The sequence below is a fragment of the Caulobacter flavus genome (genome assembly GCF_003722335.1).
Classification (GTDB): domain Bacteria; phylum Pseudomonadota; class Alphaproteobacteria; order Caulobacterales; family Caulobacteraceae; genus Caulobacter; species Caulobacter flavus.
In genome coordinates, this window is the sequence record NZ_CP026100.1 from 5,421,274 (window position 1) to 5,439,747 (window position 18,474).

Below are 18,474 nucleotides of genomic sequence, written 5' to 3' on the forward strand. Positions count from 1 at the left end.
CCTCGTTCGGCGCGCGGTTGCGCCGGCCCCGAAAATGCGAATAATTCGTCAGGTTTCCTATTCGCATTGCCCGACCGCGCATGACCGCTCCATCAAGTCCCCGGATTTCCTCGCGAAAACAGCCGCAGCAGGCGCGCTCGACCGAGCTGGTCTCGGCCATACTGGAAGCGGCCGCTCAGGTTCTGGCCCGGGAGGGGGCCAGCCGGTTCACCACCGCGCGGGTGGCCGAGAAGGCCGGCGTGAGCGTCGGCTCGGTGTACCAGTACTTCCCCAACAAGGCCGCGATCCTGTTCCGGCTGCAGAGCGACGAATGGCGCACGACCACCGGCCTGCTGCGCGACATCCTGCAAGACCAGGCCCGTCCGCCGGCCCGGCGCCTGCGCGCCCTGGTCCATGCCTTCGTCCGCTCCGAATGCGAGGAAGCCGGGATGCGCACGGCCCTGTCCGACGCCGCCCCGCTCTATCGCGACGCGCCCGAGGCCCGCGAGGCCAAGGCGGCCGGCGCCGGCATCGTCCACGCCTTCATGACCGACGCCCTGCCGGGGGCCCCGGAAGCGACCCGCACCATGGCCGGCGACCTGATCACCTCGACCCTCGCCCAGGTCGGCAAGGGCTTTTCCGAAGTGCCCCGCGACGAGGCCGAGATCACCGCCTTCGCCGAGGCCATGGCCGACATGTTCGAGGCCTATCTCGAACGGCTCAGCCAGGCTTCGCCCTAGGAACCGCCCCCTCGCCGGCCGGTTCTCCTGCCTTACCGCAAAGCGCAGGAGCCGCCATGAGCACCGATCCCCAAGACAAGGCCGACGTCGAAAAGCGCCTCTGGAAAGAGGTGGAGCACGCCCGCTTCGGCATGCTGGGCCTCGTCAACAGCCATCAGCACTACCAGCCGATGACCGCCTTCGCCGAGCCCGAGACCGGCCAGATCTGGTTCTTCACCCGCGACGACACCGATCTGGCCCAGGCCGTGGCCGGCGACGGCGGCGACGCGATGTTCGTGGTCCAGGCCAAGGACGGCGACTTCCAGGCCTGCATCGGCGGCCGCCTGAGCCGCGACCACGACACCGCCCGCATCCAGCGCTGGTGGTCGCCGATCGTCGCCGCCTGGTATCCCGACGGCAAGGACGATCCGCACCTCACCCTGCTTCGCCTCGACGCCCGCGACGCCGAGCTGTGGATCTCCAAGGGCGGCGCCGTGCGCTTCGCCTGGGAGATCGCCAAGGCCAACCTCACCGACCGCCGGCCCGACCTGGGCGACCGAGCCCATCTCGGCATTGCCTGAGTCAGCCCACGGACAGTACCAGCCTCCGAACCGCGCCGGACGGCCTCCGGCGCGGCGACCGGTTGCAATCGCCCGCCGATACGACCGGCCACCGTTGATTTCTTTCTAGTTTCGCGGCGGGTCAACAGTCTTTGTCGGGAACCCGACATAACGCTAAAGCTCGCAGATTTTCCCGCAATGAGAGCCACAATATAGCCTTATCTCGATTAAACGCCGGCCCACTCTGCATTGCGTCGGCTACCTGACAGCGCCGCACCCGAGTCCTGCCTATAGCTTGCAACCCTTGCCGCAAGCCGGCGTTCGATTCGCCATGACAGGGCCTCTACATCCCTTGAAGAACCGTCTGCTCGCTTCCCTGCCCCCCGAGGATTTCGGCTACATCGCCGCCCAGCTGTCCCATCAGGACCTGGAGAAGGGGAAGCTGCTGTACGACCCCGGCGATCAGATCGACACGGTCTACTTCCCGCACGACTGCGTCATCTCGCTGATGACGCTGATGGAGAACGGCGCGGCCATCGAGTCGGCCACCATCGGGCGCGAAGGCGGCCTGGGCCTGATGGCGGCGATCTCGCCGCGCCAGTCGCTGTCGCGCGCCATCGTTCAGGCGCCGGGCGGGGTCTCGCGCATCAGCGCCGCGGCCCTGCGCGAAGGCGCCGAGCGCAGCGCCGTGCTGCGCGACCTGATCGAGCGCCACAACGAAGCCCTGTTCGGCCACGCCATCCAGTCGGTGGCCTGCAACGCCCTGCACGCGGTGGAGGCGCGCTTCTGCCGCTGGCTGCTGGGCTTCCGCGACCGCATAGACGTCGACACCATCAGCCTGACCCAGGAATTCCTGGCCGACATGCTGGGCGTGCAGCGCACCACGGTCACCGCCGTGGCCGGCGCCCTGCAGGCCAAGGGGCTGATCCGCTATCGCCGCGGCGTCGTCGACATCCTCGACCGGGCCGGCCTCGAAGCCATCGCCTGCGAATGCTACGGCGCGGTGCGCAAGGGCTATGAGCGGCTGCTGCCGGAACCGTTCGGGTCTTGATCGCCTACGGCGATCCCCCTCAGTCGCTCTGCGACAGCTCCCCCAGAGTGAGAGCACCCGCGGCATAGATCCTCCCCCTCTGGGGGAGGTGGCCCAGAGGGCCGGAGGGGGTCGTGGCTGGCCTCATATCGCCCAAGCAAAAAAGGCCATCGCCCCGGGGGGGCGATGGCCTTTCTCTTGTCCGGAAGTCGGCTCTACCGCTTGCGCACCGGGAACGGCGCATGCGCCAGGCGCAGCAGGTTGGCCGCGCCGGGTGCGCCGAACGGCGTGCCGGCCACGATCAGGATGCGCTCGCCGGGCTTGGCGAGGTCCAGTTCCAGGGCCCGGGCGGCGGCGTCGGTGGTGACGACCTCCAGGCTGTCGGGCTGGGCGCTGACGCGCGGCTCCACGCCCCAGACCAGGGCCATGCGACGCACGGCCTCGATCTTCGGCGACAGGGCCAGCACCGGCTGCAGCGGCCGTTCGCGGGCCAGGCGGCGGGCGGTGGCGCCCGTGGTGGTGAAGGCCACCAGGCACTTGGTCGAGCCCGACTTGGCCGCGCCGGCGGCGGCGACCACCAGCACGTCGGCGTCCTCGTCGACGTGCGGCTGCTCGGCCTGCATCAGCTCGGGCCAGCGCGGGTCGCGTTCGACGCGCTCGATGATGCGGTTCATCATCGCCACCGACTCTTCGGGATAGTCGCCGGCGGCGCTTTCGGCCGACAGCATCACCGCGTCCGCGCCCTCGTACACGGCGTTGGCCACGTCGGAGGCCTCGGCGCGGGTCGGGGTCGGCGAGCTGGTCATCGACTCCAGCATCTGGGTGGCGACAATCACCGGAATGCCGCGCTCACGGGCGGCGCGCAGGATTTCCTTCTGCGCCACCGGCACCTCTTCCGGCGCCATTTCGACGCCAAGGTCGCCGCGGGCCACCATGACGCCGTCGCACAGGTCGAGGATCGGACCCAGGGTCTGCAGCGCCTGCGGTTTCTCGATCTTGGCCAGCACGGCCGCGCGCCCTTCGACGATGCGGCGCAACTCGGCCATGTCTTCCGGGGCCTGCACGAACGACAGGGCGATCCAGTCGACGCCCAGGCGCAGCGCGAAGGCCAAGTCCTCGCGGTCCTTCGGCGTCAGGGGCGACATCGGGATGATGACGTCCGGCACGGCCACGCCCTTGCGCTCCGACAGCTTGCCGCCGTTGACGACCGTGGTGTCGGCGTAGCCGGGGCCGGCTTGCGTCACGGTCATCCGCAGCTTGCCGTCGTCGAGCAGCAGGGTCGCGCCCGGCTTCATCGCCGTCAGGATTTCGGGATGGGGGAGATGAACCCGCGTTTCGTCGCCCGGGGTCGGATCGGAATCGAACCGGAAGGCCTGGCCGGGCTTCAGCTGAACCGGACCGTCGGCGAACTTGCCGACGCGCAGCTTGGGCCCTTGCAGATCGGCCAGGATGCCCAGCGGACGGCCGACCACCGCCTCCGCCGCGCGGATGGCGGCGTAGACGGCGGCGTGGGTCTCGTGAGCGCCGTGGCTGAAGTTCAGGCGGAAGACGTCGGCGCCAGCCTTGGCCAGCTTGACGATCATCTCCGGCGAACCCGAGGCCGGGCCGATGGTGGCGACGATGCGGGAACGACGCGCGCGGATCATGCGGCCGCTCCTTTGTCAGTTTGGGGGATTATTTGGGACAGAAAGCGTCGCCCTCGTTGGACGCCAACTGGATTTCGGTGACCGAAATCGTCAGCGGCCCCGAGGTGCTCAGGCCGAACGGAGACGAAACGTGCGCCATCTGGGCGCCCGCCGCCTGGAAACAGGAAAGTTTGATCTTGGCGGATCGCCATTCGCCGATTTTCGAGCCTGACAACGTTGACGTTACGTCTAGCCTCCCACCGCAGGATTCGCCACAACCGACAGTCAGATAAACCGGCGCAACAGGCGCCTTGTCGACTCGCCACCTCACGAGCACCGCCATGTCGCCGGTCGTCTGGCGCGACAGGTCGACGGGCGGCCCCTGCACGGCCAGAAGGCCTTCGCCCTCCCCGCTCCAGGTCGCCTGGCGGCCGTTTTCCTGGGCTCCGGCGTCGATCGTCTTGACCGCGCCCGCACCCGAGAAGCTCAGCATCCACGGGGCCGGCACGCGGCCGGCCACGAAGTAGCGGTCGACGCTGGCGGCGGTTCCAAGGTCGCCAGCGCTCTCCGACAGCTGCGCCACCTTGGCCGGCTGGGCGTAGGACAGGCCGTAGCCATAGGCGAACTGCGGGTCATAGCCCTTGTCGCCGCGGTTCAGCGGCCCCTGGTCGGCGCGCTTGGGCCAGCTGAACGACAGCTTGCCGGTGAAGTCGCGCCTGGACTTGCCGTCCTTGCCGGCCACCAGCACGTCGGCGACGCCGCCGCCTTCCGAGCCCGGCAGCCAGGCGGCCACGAAGGCGTCCGAGGCGTTGATCTCGGGGTTCACCCACAGCGGACGCCCCGACAGGAACACCGACACCACCGGGATCCCCTGGGCCTTCAGCGTCTTCAGCAGCTCCAGGTCGGTCTTGCCGCCGGGCTGATAGGCCAGGTTGGCCACGTCGCCCTGGAACTCGGCGTAGGGATCCTCGCCGAACACCACGATGGCCACGTCGGGCTTGGCGCCGGCGAACTTGCCGTCCGTTGCCAGGGTGGCCTTGCCGCCGGAAGCCTCGACAGCCTCCTTCAGGCCGCCCCAGATCGACTGGCCGTTGGGGAAGTCGCTGTTCTTGTTGCCCGTGCCCTGCCAGGTCAGGGTCCAGCCGCCCGAGGCCTTGCCGATGTCGTCGGCGGCGCCGGCGACCAGCACGTTGGCTCCCGCCTTGATCGGCAGCACGCCGTCGTTCTTCAGCAGCACCAGCGACTTGGACACCGCCTCGCGGGCGACGGCGCGGTGGTCGGCCGAGCCGAGACGATCGAACTTGCCCTGCACCTGCGGCGCGACGCGATCGAACAGCCCCGACTTGACCTTGACCCGCAGGATGCGGCGCACGGCGTCGTCGAGACGCGCCATCGGGATCTCTCCCGACTTCACCTGCTTCAGCGTGTTCTCGTAGAGGCCCTTCCAGCTGTCGGGAGCCATGTACATGTCGAGGCCCGCGTTCATCGCCTGCGGGCACGAGACGTTGGAGCAGCCCTGGAGCTGGCCGTGGGCGTTCCAGTCGCTGACCACGAAGCCCTCGAAGCCCATCCGCTTCTTCAGCACGTCGGTGATCAGGGTCTTGTTGCCGGTGATCTTCTGGCCGTTCCAGCTGGAGAACGAGGCCATCACCGTCAGGATGCCGGCGTCGATGCTGGGCGGATAGCCCTGGGCGTGCACCGCGACGAGCTCCTGCTCGGAGATCACCGCATTGCCCTGGTCGCGGCCGTCCTGGGTGCCGCCGTCGGCGAGGAAGTGCTTGGCGCTGCCGGCGATACGGCCCGGCGCGATCGGCTTGCCGGGCTCGAGCTTGCCCTGCAGGCCCAGGGTCATCGGCCCCGAATAGCTGGCGACGATCTCAGGATCCTCGCCATAGCCCTCGTAGGAGCGGCCCCAGCGGTCGTCGCGCGGCACGGCGACCGTCGGGCCGAAGGTCCAGTCGCCGCCGACCACCGCCACCTCCTCGCCGGTGGCCTGGCCGATGCGCTCGATCAGCGCCGGATCGCGCATGGCGCCCAGGCCCACGTTGTGCGGGAAGATCGTCGCGCCGACGATGTTGTTGTGGCCGTGCACGGCGTCGATGCCGAACATCAGCGGGATCGGCGTGCGACCCGGGCGCTTGGCCAGGGCCTCCTTGCGATAGGCGTCGACGAGGTCGGTCCAGGCCTTGGGCGTGGCGCGGTCATTGCCGTCGGGCGCCGAGTTGCCGCCGGCCAGGATCGAGCCCAGCGGATAGGTCGCCAGATCGGCCGGCGTCATCGAGGCGATGTCGCCCTGGATCGTCTGGCCGACCTTTTCCTCGACGCTCATCTTGCTCATCAGCTGGGTGATGAAGGCCTCGGTCTTGGCGTCGGTGATGCTGGCCGGGCTCTTGGCCGCCGGCCACAGTTCGGGATGGGCGGTCGTTCGCGGGGTCGTCGCGACCAGACTCGGCTCGGCCGCCAGCGCCGGCAGGGCCAGGCCCACGGTCAAGGCCAGCGACGAGGCGCGGAGGAGCGGACGGCGAAGCTTCATGACGGGGCCCTTGAAAGCGAAAATCCGGAAAAGATCGGCGCGGCGAGCCCGCCGCGCCGGAGTGGGAGCAACCCCTTGCAGGAGGGGTCTCCAGCTGACGCTCGCGGTCGGAGGGGGGACCGACGGCCGCAAGCGGCATCCCATCGACGAAAGAAACGTCGACGCTGGAGTGGGATGAATGGCGAAAGCGGAACTGAGCCTCGGCGCGGTCGCGCGCCGGTCGGCCCGAACGGTTTCCTTCCCTGGTTTCGTTGCGCGACCACCTCGCTCGCCGCCGTTGGGCGCGTCGCGATAGCGGTCACATCGATCAGACACCATTTCTTGACAGCGCTGTCTATCCTCTTTTTGCATCCGTCATTTCGAAGGCGTCGGCCCGCCCTTCAGGCCGCGGGTCGCCGTCGCCCGGCCACCAGGTCCAGCGCCGCGTCGTGCGCAGGCGCGGCCTGGACGATCTCGGCCACGCGTCGCCGCCAGCCCGACAGCCCCTCGCGCACCTGGGACAGGTTCGACAGACCGACCAGCGGGTCGTAGGCCGCCGGCCGCACGCCCATGCCCTCCAGCACGTAGAACCAGGACAGCTCGGTGAAGAGCTCGGTCGGCCGGTGCGGAATGCGCCCCGTGCCCCGATAGAGCGCCAGCCGCTCGGCGAGGTCGGGCGGCAGGGCCGCCGCCGCGCGCTCGCGCCAGAACGGCTCGTCACGCCGGGTCGGCTGGTAGTGCAGCACGATGAAGTCGCGCGCGGCCTCGTACTCGGCGACCAGGGCGGCGTTGTAGTCGGCGATGTTGGCCGCGTCGAAATCCTTGTCGGGAAAGTGGTCGAGCAGCTTCATCAGTCCGCTGGTCACGAAATGGATGCTGGTCGACTCCAGCGGCTCGATGAACCCGGAAGCCAGGCCAAGCGCGATCACGTTGCGGTTCCAGAACGCCTTGCGCCGGCCGCCGGTGAACTTCAGGACGCGCGGCTCGGTCAGCAGCTTGCCGGCCTCGCGCTCCAGATCGGCCAGGGCCTCGTCGTCGCTGACATGGGCGCTGGAATAGACGTAGCCGTTGCCGGTGCGATGCCGCAGCGGGATACGCCAGCGCCAGCCGGCCGGACGCGCCGCGGCCTGGGTGAAGGGCGGCGGATTGGCGTCGCGCACGGTCAGGCCGGCGACCGCCCGGTCGCACGGCAGGAAGGCGCTCCAACCCTCGTAGCCGGTCTTCAGCGCGCCCTCGATCAGCACGCCTCGGAAGCCCGAGCAGTCTATGAAAAGATCGGCCGCCAGCCGCTCGCCGCCCTCCAGGACCAAGGCCTCGACAAAGCCGTCGTCTTTCAGGGTCGCGCCCTCGACCCGCCGCTCCAGCCGGCGCACGCCGCGCTGTTCGGAGTAGGTGCGCAGGAACCTCGCCACCAGGCCGGCGTCGAAATGCAGGGCGTGGCGCATGCCGCCCAGCGGCCCCTGCCCTTGCCCGTCGGCGAAGGCCATGCGGCCCGCATCGCCCAGGGCCGTGGCCAGGCTGTAGGCCTCGACGCGGGGATCCTCGCCCGCCGCGCGCAGCCGATGCCACATGTGATGGAAGGGACGCCGGTCGACCGACGGGCCGAAGGTTCCGAACGGATGCCAGTAGCGTTCGCCGAGCACGCGCCAGTCGTCGAAGCGGATGCCCAGCTTGAAGCTGCCCTCGGTGGCGGCCATGAACTGGCCCTGGTCGATCTCGAGCAACCGCAGGAAGTCGACGATCGGCGGAATGGTCGCCTCGCCCACGCCGACGGTGGGGATCTCGGCGCTCTCGACCAGGGTGATGGTCGTTCCCGTGCCGCGCAGCACCTGGGCCAGCACGGCGGCGGCCATCCAGCCGGCGGTGCCTCCGCCCAGTATGGCGATCGAGCCGATGGCGCGATCCATGGCGTTTCCTCCCCGTCCGCGCCCTCTTGCGGGACGCGTGTCAGGAAAAGAGCCGGCGGCGGGCTCGCAGACCGTCCGCCGCCGGCGTGAGAGGACTTACATCCCCAGCTTGAACCGCGCGCCCAGCACGATCCGGCGATCGGCGGTGGCATAGCGGAACGGCAGGTTCTCCCACTGCAGGTAGCGGCCGGTGGGCTCCTCGGTGAGGTTGATGCCCTCCAGCACGATCTTGATCGCCGGAGTCACCTGGTAGCCGACCTGGGCGTCGAGCTGGCCATAGGCCCGCTCCCACGTACCCAGGCTGTGGCGGTCGGTGCCCGAGCCGAACGAGAAGTCGCCCTGGTAGCTCTTGTCGCGCCAGGCGTAGGAGACGCGGGCCTCAAAGCCGTGCCCCTCGTAGAAGCCCTGCAGGTTGAAGGCGTGCTTGGCCACGCCCGGGATCGGCAGGTTGTCGTCGTAGTCGTTCGACTTCGAGGTCTCAGAGTCGGAGAAGGTGTAGTTGGCGTTGAAGCCGAACCCGTTCTCGAAGGCGTACTGCGCCGCCAGTTCGACGCCCTTGATACTGCCGCCGTCGCCGTTCACCGGCGCGGTGTAGACGCCCAGGGTCGCCCCTTCGACCGAACCGTCGGCCACGGTGCGCGGCACGGTGTCGGTCTGGATGAACGAGTCGACGCTCTTGTAGAAGAACGCGCCCGAAACGATGCCGCTACGCCCGATGTAGCGCTCGTAGGCGATGTCGAACTGCGAGGCGCGGTACGGGTCGAGGTCCGGGTTGCCGCCGCTGCCGTTAGTGTAGAGGAAGCGGTTGAGGTTCGGACCCGGCGTCGAGCTGCGGGTGAAGTTGAAGGCCGAGCCCTGGCCCAGCTGGAACAGGTCCTGGCGCGACACGACCCGGGCCGCCGACACGCGCACCTTGTCGCTGTCGTTGATGTCGAACACCGCGCTCGCGCTGGGCAGGACGTCGGTATATTCGCGGGTGGTCTTGATGGCGTCCGGATTGCCGATGACGCCGTTCCAGCTGTCGGTGCCCCAGTACCAGGGCGTGGTCGGGGTGCCGCTGGAGTCGATGGTCAGCTCGGTGCGGACCACGCGGACGCCGGCGTTGACGTGATAGCGGTCGTCGGAACCGCCCAGGTCGACCATGCCATAGCCGGTCGTGGTGCGCTCCTTGATCCGGAACGACTGGATCGGATCGGCGAACTTCTGGAACGGGGTCGACGAATAGAGGTTCGACAGCCAGGCGACCGGGTTCTCCATCAGGCTGCGCTTCTGGAACAGCGCGTTGATGCCGCCGACGGTCAGGGTCTCGAACCGCTCGGGATTGCTGGCGGCGGTCTGGTACGGCGTGATCAGCGCCGGCGAGGCGCCGAAGCGGCCGTCGTCGGTGGCGGTCTGGCCGCAGTTGGGACGGCCCGGCGTGCCGGCGGGCAGGCCGCACGACTTGAAGCCGATGGCGCCGTCCTGGAAGTAGCCGTAAGGCGTCCAGTCCTGGCCGAAGGACCGGCCGTTCAGCTCGCCCTTGCCCGAATAGTCGGCCAGCAGCTGCCAGAATTCCGAGTCGATCTTGCGCTCGGCGTAGCGGACGCCGGCGGTGATCACCAGGTCGCCGCTTTCACCGAACTCGGGACGGAACTTCAGGTCGCCGCGGATCGAGGTGTTGTCGATCTGGGTGTCCTCGCCGAACACCCAGTGCGATTTGGCGAACACGCTGGAGGGCGTGGTGAACTGCGCCGCGTTGGCCGGGGTGAACTTGGGATTGTCGCCGTTGGCGTAGCTGTAGGTGAAGGTCGCCGGCGCGGTGGCGTTGGGCACCAGGCCTGCGGCCGTGCCGTTGCGCACGGTGTACTGGGTGTAGCGCACGTCGTTGTTGGCGCTGGCGCTCTCGTAGTCGGCGGTGGAGTAGGCCGCGCGCACGCTGCCGGTCACCCGCCCGCCGTTGTCCCAGTTCAGGGCGACCTGGAAGTTGTCGGTCTTGGCTTGCGAGTCCTGCAGGTACGAGGTGCCCTCGGCCGAATTGGCGGTGACCGTGCCGCTCTGCAGCACGCCGTTGCCGTCGACGCTGGCGCCGGCCGCGTAGGTGGCGTTCTCGTTGGCGAACGGGAACTTGATCGAGGCTTCGCTGGTCTTGATCTTCAGGTCCGAGTGGAACCAGTCACCGGTCAGCTGCAGCGAGTCGGTCAGGGCGAAGTCGAGGTTGATCGACGCGCCGAGACGCTTGCGCTCCTGGTCGCGATAGGTGGCGTAGCGGTACTCGGGCGACCACACGTCGAGCGTGCCGCCGCCGACCACCGGCCGGTCGTTGAACGCCCAGCCGCCGCGGTTCTCGCCGCCCAGCACGTCGGTGTGGATCTCGGTCTTGTCGTAGGACAGCGTGCCCAGCACGGCGAAGCGGTCGCTGAACTTGTGGCCCAGCACCAGCGAACCGGTCGGGTTCCAGTCGGTGTCGCCGGCCTTGTTGCCGCGCAGGTCGCCGGCGATCGTGGTGTCGTCGCGCAAGCTGCGGGCGTTGCGGGTCTTCAGGTTGATGATGCCGCCCAGGCCGCCTTCCAGCAGCGAGGCGTCGGGCGACTTGTAGACGTCGACGCCGCCGATCAGTTCGGACGGGATGCCTTCCAGCGAGTTGGTCTGGTTGATCTTGCCCTCGCCCAGGCGGAACAGCTCCATGCCCGAGACGAAGATGTCGTTGTTCAGGACGGTGACGTTCTGGTCGAGGCCGCGGATGCGCACCCGGGTGCCCTGGCCGTTCTCGCGGTCGATCTGCACGCCAGGCAGGCGCTGCAGCGACTCGGCGATGTTCTGGTCGGGGAACTTGCCCATGTCCTCGGCGGTCACCGACTCGATGATCAGGTTCGAGTTCTTCTTGGCCGACAGCGCGCTCTGCAGCGAGGCGCGGAAGCCGGTGACGATCACCTCTTCAACCGCAGATGGTTCCTGGGCCGAGGCCGGCGCCGCCGCGTCGGTCGCGGCGGTCTGGGCCAGGGCCTGGCCCGCGCCCAGCAGGACGACCGAGGACGCCGCCGCCATCAGCGCGTACCGGGTCGCGTAAGTCTTCGAAATCATGAGCATTCCCCTAGGTTACGGCCGCAGAGAGCCGATCTCCGCCGACGGCGTCGACGTGAGCAAGTTCGCCAGTTTTTCGGGATGCCTTGCGCATCCTCCCTTGTTCTCCGGCCCTTCTCGGGGGTCGGCGACTGCAACCTATGAGGAACGCGACAGCGCTGTCAATGGACAACGCTGTCAATCGCGTAACAAAATTCTCTTTCCGTAATTGTGTGATTTATCCGCTGAAAGCCGCGAAGCCTTGCGGAACAAGGCTTCGCGACGCGGTGCAGGCGCGGCCCCTGAGGGCCGTGCGGCCGTGGGTCAGCCGATCTGTTCGATGATGTGTTCGCGCAGTTGCGCGCGAGTCAGCCCCGGCCACGCCCATTCGGTGCGAGGCGACGGCGCGGCGACACGCGGCTGCGACGGGGTGCGAGGCTTGCGTTGAACGGCGGCCGCGCGAGTGAAATTGGTCTTCATGTAGTTCCAGATAGAGGGCCGGACGGATCGTCGGGCCCGAACGATAGTCGTGGGAGATAAAGCCCAAGGGGCGGCGTTCGAGACGCTCGCGGAGATGGGCGGGTGAAGCGCAGCGGCGCTCGGCCCCAAGGGCCATGCCGCGATCAGCGCTGACCACGATATGGAGAGCCGATCGCGATATTCAACCCCGTCACGAGCGGCGATCGGCAAATTTTCTTCCGGAAGGCGGGATGGAGCGACAGCCCCTCCCCTACTCCGCCGCCGGGCCCGTGCTCTCGCGCACCACCAGCTCGAAGTCCAGCAGGCGCGACGGCGGCGGGCCGCCGTCCTCGCCCTTCAGGTCGCCGCTGAGCAGCAGGTCGGCGGCGGCCGCCGCCATGGCCTGGATCGGCTGGCGCACCGTGGTCAGCTGCGGCCAGACGACCTTGGCGCCCGGCGTGTCGTCGAAACCGGCCACCGACAGGGTCTCGGGCACGTTCAGGCGCAGGCGGTTGGCCACGGCCATGACGCCGAGCGCCATGTCGTCGTTGGAGGCGAAGATCGCCGTCGGCCGGTCGTCGCCCGCCAGCAGGGTCTCGGCCGCCTCGAAGCCCGAGCGGAACGAGAACCAGCCCTGGGCAACGCGGTCCTCGCGCACGGCCAGGCCGTGATCGGCCATGGCCTTGGCGTAGCCGTCGTAGCGCAGGTGGGCCGCGCCGTGGTCGGGGTGGCCCTTGATGAAGGCGATGTCCTTGTGGCCCAGCTTGATCAGGTGGGCGGTCATCTCGTAGGCGGCGGCCATGTCGTCCATCCGCACATAGGCCGAGCGGTCGAGATCCTTGTCCGGCGACAGGCGCACATAGGGCACGCCCTCGGCGTCCAGCACGGCCAGCACCCGCGCGTCGTCGCAGACCGGCGGGGTCAGGATCACCCCGTCCATGCGCAGGGTGGCCAGCATCGGCGCCACCTGCTCCTCGACGTCGCCCTCGGAATCCAGCGGCTCGACGATCAGGTGATAACCCTCGGTGCGACAGCGACCGATGGCGCCCAGCTGCACGTCGGTGACGTAGGCGGGGCTCGGGTTGTCGAAGAATACCCCGATCAGATAGGCCTTGGACCCCGCCAGGCTGCGAGCCGAGATATTGGGGCGGTAGTTCAGCGCCGCCACGGCTTCCTGCACCCGGTCGCGGGTGTCGGCCTTGACGTTGGGCTCGCGGTTCAGCACCCGCGACACGGTCTTGATCGAAACGCCCGACATGCGGGCGACGTCGTGGATCGTAACCTTGGCGTTCAAGAAATGGCCTCGCGCGGCGTTGATTCAGCCTTCAAGCGAGACAACAAGCCATGACAACCTTGTCAAGGCGACCCCTTTTTGGATGGGAATGTTGAAAACGAGGGTTCTGGCAGCGGTTCCCGTGACGGAAACCTCGTCTTTCGACAGGCTCAGGATGAGGTTTCCAAACGCCCCGAACGCTGGCCATGGTCCTCATCCTGAGCTCGTCGAAGGACGAGGACCACGCACCAGGCTCCTACGAAATCGACGCTTGGCCGTCCGGCGTCATCGCCACGGCCGCGCCGATCAGGGCGGTGTGGGGATGCAGGATCACGTGGGTCGGGATGTCCTTCACGTAGTCCGAAAGCCGGCCCTTGGCCTCGAAGCGCGCGCGGAAGGCGCTGGCTTCCAGGAGGTCGATGATCCGGGGCGCGATGCCGCCGGCGATGAACACGCCGCCGCGCGCGCCAAGCGCCAGGGCCAGGTCCCCCGCCGTCGAGCCCAGGATGGCGCAGAACCGCTCGACCGTGGCCTTGCAGCACTCGCGACCGGCGACCGCGCCCTCGGTGATGGCCTTGGCGGCCAGCTCCTCGACCGGACGCCCCTCGATCTGGGCCAGCAGGACGTGCAGGTCCTCCATGCCCGGACCGGCCAGGATGCGTTCGACCGACACGCGACCGTACTTGGCCTGCAGGCCGCGCAGGATCTCGATCTCGATCTCGTCGACCGGTGCGAACGAGATGTGGCCGCCCTCGGTGGTCAGCGGGGTGTCGCAGCCGTGACGGCGCACCATGCCGGCGGCGCCGAAGCCGGTGCCCGGGCCGATGATCGCCAGGTCCCCCTCGCCCGAGGTCGGCAGCGGGCCGATCTGGCGCAGGTCCTTGGGCGACAGGCGCGGCGCGGCCAGGGCCTGGGCCGTGAAGTCATTGATCAGGCGGGCGTTACGAAAGCCGCCCGCGCGGCGCAGGCTGTCTTCCGACAGCCGCCAGTCGATGTTGGTGAAATGAACGGCGCCATGCTCGATCGGACCCGCCACCGCGACCACGGCCTGGTCGGGGTGCTTGACCCCCACCTTGGCCAGATAGTCCTCGATGGCGTCCTCGGCCGTGTCGTAGTCCTCGCCCTTGTAGGCGGTGGGCTCGATCAGCCGGGGATCGGGACCGTCGAAATCGACCAGGGCGAAGCGGGCGTTGGTGCCGCCGATGTCCCCGACCAGGCCCAGCCCGTGTGCAGTGGCGCCGTTCATGGGTTTCCCGTTCCCTTTAAGCAAACAGCACGGACGCGCCGGCGTCGGCGGCGCCGACCCCGTGTCGCATCCAGCTGAAAAGTTCGCGCCCGAAGCCCGGCTTGGACGCCGGGACTGGTGCAGGCGTGCGGGCGAGGAGTTCGGCCTCGTCCACATGGATGTAGAGCTCGCCGGTGTCGGCGTTCATGGTGATGACGTCGCCGTCCTGGACGTAGGCCAGGGCCCCGCCCTTGGCGGCTTCCGGCGTCACGTGGATGGCGGCCGGGGTCTTGCCCGAGGCGCCCGACATGCGGCCGTCGGTGACCAGGGCCACCTTGTAGCCGCGGTCCAGCAGCACCGAGATCGACGGCGACAGGTTGTGCAGCTCGGGCATGCCGTTGGCCGAAGGCCCCTGGAAGCGCACCACCACCACCACGTCGCGGTCGAGTTCGCCGCGCTTGAAGGCGGCGATGAAGTCTTCCTGCTCCTGGAACACGGCGGCGGGCGCGGTGATCACGTGGTGCTCGGGCTTGACGGCCGAGATCTTGATCACGCCGCGGCCCAGGTTGCCGGCCAGCAGCTTCAGGCCGCCTTCCTTGCTGAACGGGTTCTCGACCGGACGCAGGATGGCTTCGTCCAGCGAAGCCTCGGGGCCTTCGCGCCACTTCAGCTCGCCATCCTCGAGGTAGGGCTCCTGGTGATAGTTCGACAGGCCGGGGCCGGCGATGGTCAGCACGTCCTCGTGGGCCATGCCGGCCTTCAGCAGTTCGCGCACCACGAAGGCCATGCCGCCGGCGGCCTGGAAGTGGTTCACGTCGGCCGAGCCGTTCGGATAGACCTTGGCCAGCAGCGGCACGGCCTTGGAGATGTCGTCCAGGTCTTCCAGCGTCAGGATGATCCCGGCCGCGCGGGCCATGGCCACGATGTGCAGGGCCAGGTTGGTCGAGCCGCCGGTGGCCATCAGGCCGACGACGCCGTTGACCACGGCCTTCTCGTCGATGACCCGGCCGATCGGAATCCACTCGTTGCCCTTGTGGGTGACGGCGGCGACGCGGCGGGCGGCTTCCTTGACCAGCGCGCTGCGCAGCGGGGTGTTGGGATGCACGAAGGCCGAGCCCGGCAGGTGCAGGCCCATCAGCTCCATCAGCATCTGGTTGGTGTTGGCCGTGCCGTAGAAGGTGCAGGTGCCCGGGCCGTGATAGCTGGCGCTCTCGGCGGCGAGCAGTTCGTCGCGACCGACCTTGCCCTCGGCGTAGAGCGCGCGGATGCGGGCCTTTTCCGAGTTGGGCAGGCCCGAGGTCATCGGGCCGGCCGGCACGAACACCGCCGGCAGGTGGCTGAAGGTCAGGGCGCCGATGACCAGGCCCGGCACGATCTTGTCGCAGACGCCCAGATACATGGCCGCGTCGAAGGCGTCGTGGGTCAGGGCCACGGCCGTGGCCATGGCGATGACGTCGCGCGAAAACAGCGACAGCTCCATGCCCGGACGGCCTTGGGTGACGCCGTCGCACATGGCCGGCACGCCGCCGGCGAACTGGGCCGTGGCCCCGGCCTCGCGTGCGGCTTCCTTGATCAGCGCCGGATACTCTTCCAGCGGCTGGTGGGCCGACAGCATGTCGTTATAGGCCGAGACGATGCCGAGGTTGGGCGCGTTCGGATCCAGCGCCCGCACCTTGTCGGCGGCCGGCGAGGCGGCGAAGGCATGAGCCCAGTTGGCGCAGGACAGCTTGGCGCGGCCGGGCTGGGCCAGGGCGGCGGCGTCCATCTGCGCGAGATAGGCCTCGCGGGTCGGACGGCTGCGCTCGATGATCCGCTGGGTGATCGCGGCGATGACGGGATTGAGGGCCATCAGAACTTACTCCGCCCAGAGGATGCGGACCGGCGCGCGGTCCTGCTTCAGGATCCTGGCGATCGGCAGGTCGGGATCGACCTCGCCGTCCAGGAGCTCACGCTTGGCCTCGCCGGTGACCAGCAGCACGATCAGCGACGCCTGGATCAACGCCTGGAAGGTCAGGCTGATCCGCGGCAGGTCGGGGGCCGGCTCGCCCTTGGGCACGGCCACGACCAGGCGATCGGTGTCGGGATCCAGGCCCGCGGCCAGGGCGGGGTTGCCCGGAAACAGCGAGGCGAAATGGCCGTCGGCGCCGACGCCCAGCAGCACCACGCCGAACGGCAGGGCCTGGGCCACGCCTTCCTCGGCCTTGCGGGCCGAGGCTTCCTGGTCGACGCCCTCGAAATAGAGCGGCGCGAAGCTGGCCTTGGCGGCCTCGCCGACCAGGAGGTGCCGGTGCGCCAGGCCTTGGTTGCTGCCCGGATGGTCGGGCGGCACGAAGCGGTCGTCGCTGAGGGTGACGGTGACCTTGTCCCAGGGGACGGTCAGGGTCGCCAGGCGGTCGTAGACGGGCGCGGGCGTGGTGCCGCCGGTGGCGGCGAACCCGGCCTTGCCGTGGGTCGCCACGGCCGTGTTCAGGGCGCCGGCGATGGTCGAGGCGGCCGCGTCGTACAGCGCCTCGCGCGTCGGGAAGACTTCGATCTTGGGCATGTTGCGATTACCCCCTTACGACTTCCAGCCGCGGCCTTGCGGCGCGATCAGCGAGGCGGCGCTGGGCGGCCCCCAGGTGCCGGCGGCATAGGTCGCCGGCTCGATGCCCGCGTCGGCCCAGGCCTTGGCCACGCCGTCGACGAACCGCCACGCGGCCTCGACCTCGTCGCGGCGGACGAACAGGGTGCGGTCGCCGCGGAACGCGTCCAGCAGCAGCTTCTCGTAGGCGATCCGGCGACGGGCGCCCGGCGCAGCCATGTTCAGCGACAGCGGCAGCGACTGCAGGCGCATGCCCTCTTCCGACAGACCCGGACGCTTGGTCATCACCGACAGCGAGATGTCTTCTTCCGGCTGCAGGTCGATGACCAGGCGGTTGGCCTGCATCTCGCCCTGGGTCACCTGGCCGAAGATGTTGTGCGGCACGGGCTTGAACTGGACGACGATCTGGGTGCGACGGTCGGGCAGGTTCTTGCCGGTGCGCAGGAAGAACGGAACACCCGCCCAGCGCCAGTTGTCGATCGCCACCTTCATGGCCACGAAGGTCTCGGTCTTGGACGGCTGGCCCACTTCTTCGAGATAGCCGGCGCGGGCCGTGCCCTCGACGACGCCCGCCACGTACTGGCCGCGGACGGTGTCGTGCGCCACGTTGTCCTTGGTGAAGGGACGCAAGGACCGCAGCACCTTGACCTTCTCGTCGCGCACGGCGTCGGGATCGAAGCCCGACGGGGCCTCCATCGCCACCAGGCAGAGCAGCTGCAGCAGGTGGTTCTGCAGCATGTCGCGCAGGGCGCCGTACTCGTCGTAATAGGGCCAGCGGTCGCCGACCTTCTCGGTCTCGGCGATGGTGATCTGGACGTGGTCGATCGACTTGTTGTCCCACAGCGGCTCGAACAGCACGTTGGCGAACCGCAGGGCGGTGAGGTTCTGGACCGTCTCCTTGCCCAGGTAGTGGTCGATGCGGAAGATCTGGCTCTCGTCGACCACCGCGCCGACGGCGGCGTTCGTGGCCTTGGAGCTTTCCAGGTCGCGGCCGATCGGCTTTTCCAGCACCAGGCGGGTCGACGGACCGGTCAGGCCGGCGGACTGCAGGGCCTGGCAGGCGGCGGGATAGAGGCTGGGCGAGACGGCGAAGAACACCGTCAGCGAGTCGTGGCCGCCGATCTTGTCGGCCAGGGCCTTGGCGCCCTCTTCCTTGGTGATGTCGACCGAGAGGTAGTCGAGGCGGGCGGCCAGGCGTTCCCACGCGGCCTCTTCGACATTGGCGCGCTTGCCCAGGTGCTCGCGCACCAGCTTGCGATAGCCCGCGCCGTCCAGGTCGCCGCGCGCGACGCCGAAGATGCGCAGATCGCGCGGCAGCAGCCGGTCGACTTCCAGGAAATACAGCGACGGCAGAAGCATCCGCAGGGCCAGGTCGCCGGCGCCTCCGAGAAGCACCAGGACGTCGCGGCCGGTCTCACCGTTCTCGGCTTTTTTCTTGGTCAATTTCGTCCACCCTATGACAACGTTGTCATGACATGCCCGTGCGCGCTTGGCAAGCACGCGGTCGACCCGGCCCAAGGCGACCCCAAAACCCGCCCTGCGGCGCGGCCCCTACCTAGGCCCTT

Annotated in this window: 13 protein-coding genes; 3 read left to right on the forward strand and 10 right to left on the reverse strand. The window is 68.8% G+C overall.

Going from position 1 to position 18,474, the window contains the following annotated elements; translation table 11 throughout:
- Positions 1-80 precede the first annotated feature (80 nt).
- The 3 genes from C1707_RS24760 to C1707_RS24770 all read left to right on the forward strand — a co-directional run bounded on the left by C1707_RS24760 (position 81) and on the right by C1707_RS24770 (position 2,309).
- Complete coding sequence (locus C1707_RS24760) at positions 81-719, forward strand: TetR/AcrR family transcriptional regulator (protein WP_101713384.1); 639 nt, start codon at positions 81-83, stop codon at positions 717-719.
- Positions 720-775: 56 nt separating this feature from the next.
- The gene (locus tag C1707_RS24765) at positions 776-1,279 is read left to right on the forward strand and encodes a pyridoxamine 5'-phosphate oxidase family protein (protein ID WP_101713385.1); all 504 of its coding nucleotides are present in this window, start codon (positions 776-778) and stop codon (positions 1,277-1,279) included.
- 331 nt (positions 1,280-1,610) lie between these two features.
- Positions 1,611-2,309: a Crp/Fnr family transcriptional regulator gene (locus C1707_RS24770; protein WP_240633818.1), complete on the forward strand. Its 699-nt coding sequence runs from the start codon at positions 1,611-1,613 to the stop codon at positions 2,307-2,309.
- A gap of 194 nt (positions 2,310-2,503) precedes the next feature.
- On the opposite strand, the gene pyk is transcribed toward C1707_RS24770, so the two are convergent.
- The 10 genes from pyk to zwf all read right to left on the reverse strand — a co-directional run bounded on the left by pyk (position 2,504) and on the right by zwf (position 18,352).
- On the reverse strand, positions 2,504-3,934 hold the full coding sequence (gene pyk / locus C1707_RS24775) for a pyruvate kinase (protein WP_101713387.1): 1,431 nt from the start codon (positions 3,932-3,934) through the stop codon (positions 2,504-2,506).
- Between the two features lie 28 nt (positions 3,935-3,962).
- Positions 3,963-6,446: a glycoside hydrolase family 3 protein gene (locus tag C1707_RS24780; protein WP_101713388.1), complete on the reverse strand. Its 2,484-nt coding sequence runs from the start codon at positions 6,444-6,446 to the stop codon at positions 3,963-3,965.
- Positions 6,447-6,826: 380 nt separating this feature from the next.
- A complete protein-coding gene (locus C1707_RS24785; RefSeq protein WP_101713389.1) occupies positions 6,827-8,332 on the reverse strand; it encodes a tryptophan halogenase family protein in 1,506 nt (501 codons plus the stop codon).
- Between the two features lie 96 nt (positions 8,333-8,428).
- A complete protein-coding gene (locus C1707_RS24790) occupies positions 8,429-11,392 on the reverse strand; it encodes a TonB-dependent receptor (RefSeq protein ID WP_101713479.1) in 2,964 nt (987 codons plus the stop codon).
- 303 nt (positions 11,393-11,695) lie between these two features.
- Positions 11,696-11,851 carry a hypothetical protein gene (locus C1707_RS26370; protein ID WP_164467457.1) on the reverse strand — a complete coding sequence of 52 codons (156 nt, stop codon included), beginning with the start codon at positions 11,849-11,851 and terminating at the stop codon, positions 11,696-11,698.
- A 250-nt stretch (positions 11,852-12,101) separates the two neighbouring features.
- Positions 12,102-13,124: a LacI family DNA-binding transcriptional regulator gene (locus C1707_RS24795; protein ID WP_101713390.1), complete on the reverse strand. Its 1,023-nt coding sequence runs from the start codon at positions 13,122-13,124 to the stop codon at positions 12,102-12,104.
- Positions 13,125-13,359: 235 nt separating this feature from the next.
- Entirely contained in the window at positions 13,360-14,349 is a 990-nt protein-coding gene (glk, locus tag C1707_RS24800; RefSeq protein ID WP_101713391.1) for a glucokinase, read from the reverse strand.
- A gap of 16 nt (positions 14,350-14,365) precedes the next feature.
- Complete coding sequence (gene edd / locus C1707_RS24805) at positions 14,366-16,177, reverse strand: phosphogluconate dehydratase (protein ID WP_101713392.1); 1,812 nt, start codon at positions 16,175-16,177, stop codon at positions 14,366-14,368.
- Between the two features lie 6 nt (positions 16,178-16,183).
- Positions 16,184-16,870 (reverse strand): 6-phosphogluconolactonase, encoded by a 687-nt coding sequence (pgl, locus tag C1707_RS24810; protein ID WP_101713393.1) that lies wholly within the window; start codon positions 16,868-16,870, stop codon positions 16,184-16,186.
- A 15-nt stretch (positions 16,871-16,885) separates the two neighbouring features.
- Positions 16,886-18,352: a glucose-6-phosphate dehydrogenase gene (gene zwf / locus C1707_RS24815; protein WP_101713394.1), complete on the reverse strand. Its 1,467-nt coding sequence runs from the start codon at positions 18,350-18,352 to the stop codon at positions 16,886-16,888.
- Between the last annotated feature and the right edge of the window lie 122 nt (positions 18,353-18,474).

Coding starts and splice junctions, on each gene's coding strand:
- glk (WP_101713391.1), bottom strand. CDS start 14,349: ATGAACGGCGCCACTGCACACGGGCTGGGCCTGGTCGGGGACATCGGC.
- pyk (WP_101713387.1), bottom strand. CDS start 3,934: ATGATCCGCGCGCGTCGTTCCCGCATCGTCGCCACCATCGGCCCGGCC.
- C1707_RS24765 (WP_101713385.1), top strand. CDS start 776: ATGAGCACCGATCCCCAAGACAAGGCCGACGTCGAAAAGCGCCTCTGG.
- C1707_RS24785 (WP_101713389.1), bottom strand. CDS start 8,332: ATGGATCGCGCCATCGGCTCGATCGCCATACTGGGCGGAGGCACCGCC.
- C1707_RS24780 (WP_101713388.1), bottom strand. CDS start 6,446: ATGAAGCTTCGCCGTCCGCTCCTCCGCGCCTCGTCGCTGGCCTTGACC.
- C1707_RS26370 (WP_164467457.1), bottom strand. CDS start 11,851: ATGAAGACCAATTTCACTCGCGCGGCCGCCGTTCAACGCAAGCCTCGC.
- pgl (WP_101713393.1), bottom strand. CDS start 16,870: ATGCCCAAGATCGAAGTCTTCCCGACGCGCGAGGCGCTGTACGACGCG.
- C1707_RS24760 (WP_101713384.1), top strand. CDS start 81: ATGACCGCTCCATCAAGTCCCCGGATTTCCTCGCGAAAACAGCCGCAG.
- edd (WP_101713392.1), bottom strand. CDS start 16,177: ATGGCCCTCAATCCCGTCATCGCCGCGATCACCCAGCGGATCATCGAG.
- C1707_RS24790 (WP_101713479.1), bottom strand. CDS start 11,392: ATGATTTCGAAGACTTACGCGACCCGGTACGCGCTGATGGCGGCGGCG.